Here is a 3667-nt window from a genome sequence, read left to right as displayed (position 1 = left end):
TGATGCTGCTGGAGAACGTGCGCAGCCTGGACGAGGCGGTCGAGGAGGTCCGCGAGGAGCGGCAGGCCAAGCTGGACGCCAAGATCCGCGCCCGCAGCGCCGACCGCCGCGAGCGGGCCGAGCTCAAGGCGATCGCCCGCCAGGGCAGCATGCTGGCCCGGGCCCGCGGTGGCCGCCAGGTCGCCGCGCTGACCGCCGGCGGCGGCGACGGCCAGGCCGCTACGGAGCCTGCGCTAGCTGAGTCCGCGGATCCGATGGCCAAGGTCGGGCGGTCCGCCCTGGAGCCCGCCGCCCTCGCGGCGGCGCCCCGCCGCACCGCGGTCGGCTCGCGTTCCTCCTCGCCCCTGGCCTCCCGGAGCGACGCCACGGACCCGTACGCGGGCGACAGCGTCGACCTGACCGCGGACGACGACACCCTCTCGATGCCGACGCTCGACTCCCCCTTCGACTCCCTGGAGCGCAAGCTGCGCGCCATGGAGAAGCGCCTCGGCTGACGCCCGGAGCCTTGATGCGCCAGAGCCCCGCACCCCCTCCGTGAGGAGGAGGTGCGGGGCTCTGGCGTACGTCGCTCTCTTACGTCGCTCTCTTACGATGTCGGCGTACGACGTCGGCGTCGGCGAGCGGCTACTCCAGTGCCTCGGCCCGCTTGTTGCGCACCATCGAGGAGGCGAGCGCGGCGCCGATGAAGGCCACCCCGATCAGGCCGGTGACGATCTCGGGGATCTTGTACTCGATGGAGACGAGCAGGATCACCGCCAGCGCGCCGATCGCGTAGTGCGCGCCGTGCTCCAGGTAGACGTAGTCGTCCAGGGTGCCCTTGCGGACCAGGAACACGGTCAGCGAGCGGATGTACATCGCGCCGATGCCCAGGCCCAGGGTGATCTGGAAGATGTCCTGGGAGATGGCGAACGCGCCGACCACGCCGTCGAAGGAGAACGAGGCGTCCAGGACCTCCAGGTAGAGGAAGAGGAAGAAGGCGGCCTTGCCGGCCACCTGGACCACCGAACGGCCCTTGGCCCCCGCGGTGGCCGCCTCGGCCTCCTCCTCGTCCTCCTCCAAGGTGGACTCGAAGACGCCCGAGAGGCCGTTGACCGCCAGGTAGGTGGCCAGGCCCAGCAGGCCGGCCAGCAGGACCGTTTCCTCGTGCCCGGCACCGAAGAACCGCGAGGCCAGCGCCAGCGTGATCAGCGCGATCACCGAGGAGAGCGCCTCCAGCTGGCCGATCTTCTCCAGCGGCCGCTCGATCCAGCGCAGCCAGTTGAAGTCCTTCTCCCCGAGGATGAAGTCCAGGAAGATCATCAGCAGGAAGATCCCGCCGAACGCGGCGATCGCCGGGTTGGCGGCCTCCAGGTGCTGGGCGTACGTCAGGCCGTTGTACGTCTGGTCACTGTGCAGGGCCAGGTCGATGACGGTGCTCGGGCTGATGTGGGCCGTCAGACCGACCACCAGCAGCGGGAAGAGCAGCCGCATGCCGAAGACCGCGATGAGCACGCCCACCGTCAGGAAGATCTTCTGCCAGAACGGGTTCATCCGCTTGAGAACCGTGGCGTTGACCACCGCGTTGTCGAACGAGAGGGAGATTTCGAGGATCGCGAGGATCAGCACCACGCCGAAGCCTTCAGCGCCCCAGATCAACCCGGCGGCGATGAGGCCGGCGATCGTGGTCGCGAAAGACCATCCGAAAGTGCGGAGGAACACGGGTGTGACTACCTTTCAGTGACAGGACATGCCCACGGCATGTCCTTTACTGTACGTTTACGCCAAAATCGAGGGCGATTCCCCGCAGGCCCGAGGCGTACCCCTGGCCCACCGCCCGGAACTTCCATTCGCCCTGGTAGCGGTAGAGCTCGCCGAAGATCATCGCGGTCTCGCTGGACGCGTCCTCGGTGAGGTCGTAGCGGGCGATCTCCTGACCGCCGGACTGGTTGACCACCCGGATGTACGCGTTGCGGACCTGGCCGAAGCTCTGCAGCCGCGCCTCGGCGTCGTAGATCGACACCGGGAAGACGACCTTGTCCACCTGGGCCGGCACGAGGTCCAGGTTGACGACGACCACCTCCTCGTCGTCGTCACCGTCCTCCTCGCCGCCCACCAGGTTGTCCCCGAGGTGCTCGACCGAACCCTCGGGACTCTTGAGGTTGTTGTAGAAGACGAAGTACTCGTCGCCCAGCACCCTGCCCCCCGAGCAGAGCAGCGCGCTCGCGTCGAGGTCGAAGGGTGCACCGGTGGTGGACCGGGCGTCCCAGCCGAGGCCGATCTGCACCTGGGTCAGATTCGGCGCGGCCTTGCTCAGCGAGACGTTGCCGCCCTTGGCGAGCGTGACACTCATGTGGTCTTTCCTCCCACTCCTGGCAGCCCCCAGCGCACCGTGGCACGCCAAGGGCGAACCCTAGGTGTATGCCCTCGGGAGCCGCTGTGGTCCTGAACCAGCCCCTGAACTTCCTGAACTCAGCCGAACCTATCAAGCAGTCACCCCCGGCCCACCGCCCACCTGCCGACCGCCCGCGGCAGCCCCCCGCACCCACCTCCGCGCGCGCCCGCGCCACCACCCCGCGCCCGCCGCGCACCCGGGTCGTACCATCTGCACTCAGCAGGCGCCCCCGGGCCCGTCGTGGTGACGGTCCGGCAGACGGCGCCCGAGCAACGGGGGGTAGTACCGGCATGCCGATCCAGTCCTTGGAGCAGACCGATCCCGAGGCGGTCGGCCCCTACCGGCTGCTGGCCAGACTGGGCGCCGGCGGCATGGGCCGGGTCTACCTGGCCCGCTCGGCCGGCGGGCGCACGGTGGCGGTCAAGGTGGTCCGCGCCGAGCTCGCCGAGGACGAGGAGTTCCGCGAGCGGTTCCGCCGCGAGGTGGCCGCCGCGCAGGCCGTCAGCGGCACCTGCACCGCCCCGGTGGTGGACGCCGATCCGCAGGGGCCGACCCCCTGGCTGGCCACCGCGTACGTGCTGGGCCCCTCGCTGGCCGAGGCCGTCGCCTCGCACGGCCCGCTGCCGCCCGGGACCGTCCGGGCGCTGGGCGCGGGCCTGGCCTCGGCGCTGGAGGCCGTGCACCGGGCCGGCCTGGTGCACCGCGACCTCAAGCCGTCCAACGTGCTGCTGGCCGCCGACGGCCCGCGGGTGATCGACTTCGGGATCGCCCGCGTCCTGGAGGGCGACCGGTTGACCAGTACCGGCGTGGTGGTCGGCTCGCCCGGCTTCATGTGCCCGGAGCAGGCCACCGGCGCGGCGATGGGCCCGGCCGGCGACGTCTTCTCGCTGGGCTCGGTGCTGGCCTTCGCCGCGACCGGCGCCGGCCCCTTCCAGCAGGACAGCGACTCCGCCGCCGCGCTGCTCTACCGGGTGATCCATGACGAGCCGTCACTGGACGCGGTGCCCGAGGAGCTGCTGGGCGTCGTGGCGGCCTGCCTGGCCAAGGACCCGGCCGACCGGCCGACCACCACCGAGCTCGCCGAACTGCTCGGCGGCCGCGCCGCCCTGCCGCGGGCCGGCTGGCTGCCGGCCCAGGTCGCCTCCGACCTGGCCGCGCACGCCTCCGCCGTGATGGACATGGAGACGCCGGCCCGCGGGAGCACCGCCGCACCCGCCGACCCGCGGGCCACCACCGCCCACCCGCCGACCGCGCTCAACGGCCCCGGCGCACCGGACGGCACCCGCCGGCTCGGCG

3 protein-coding genes and 1 pseudogene are annotated in these 3667 nt (G+C 71.5%); 2 read left to right on the top strand and 2 right to left on the bottom strand.

Features of this window, described 5'->3' with window-relative positions; all coding sequences use genetic code 11:
- Nucleotides 1-494, top strand: a pseudogene (locus ABD323_RS40045) (DUF2637 domain-containing protein); the annotation flags it as partial.
- A 130-nt stretch (nucleotides 495-624) separates the two neighbouring features.
- Here ABD323_RS40045 and ABD323_RS40040 read toward each other — a convergent pair.
- Both ABD323_RS40040 and ABD323_RS40035 read right to left on the bottom strand, forming a co-directional pair.
- Nucleotides 625-1698, bottom strand: a complete 1074-nt coding sequence (locus ABD323_RS40040) for a DUF475 domain-containing protein (RefSeq protein ID WP_344447036.1) — start codon at nucleotides 1696-1698, stop codon at nucleotides 625-627.
- Between the two features lie 46 nt (nucleotides 1699-1744).
- Complete coding sequence (locus ABD323_RS40035) at nucleotides 1745-2329, bottom strand: TerD family protein (RefSeq protein ID WP_344447035.1); 585 nt, start codon at nucleotides 2327-2329, stop codon at nucleotides 1745-1747.
- Between the two features lie 332 nt (nucleotides 2330-2661).
- Here ABD323_RS40035 and ABD323_RS40030 point away from each other — a divergent pair.
- The coding region (locus ABD323_RS40030; RefSeq protein WP_425556328.1) for a serine/threonine-protein kinase at nucleotides 2662-3667 on the top strand (1006 nt) is incomplete at its 3' end.

Origin of the sequence: Kitasatospora nipponensis, assembly GCF_039528135.1 — a bacterium.
Taxonomy (GTDB): Bacteria; Actinomycetota; Actinomycetes; order Streptomycetales; family Streptomycetaceae; genus Kitasatospora; species Kitasatospora nipponensis.
This window is presented reverse-complemented; position numbering and strand designations above follow the sequence as displayed.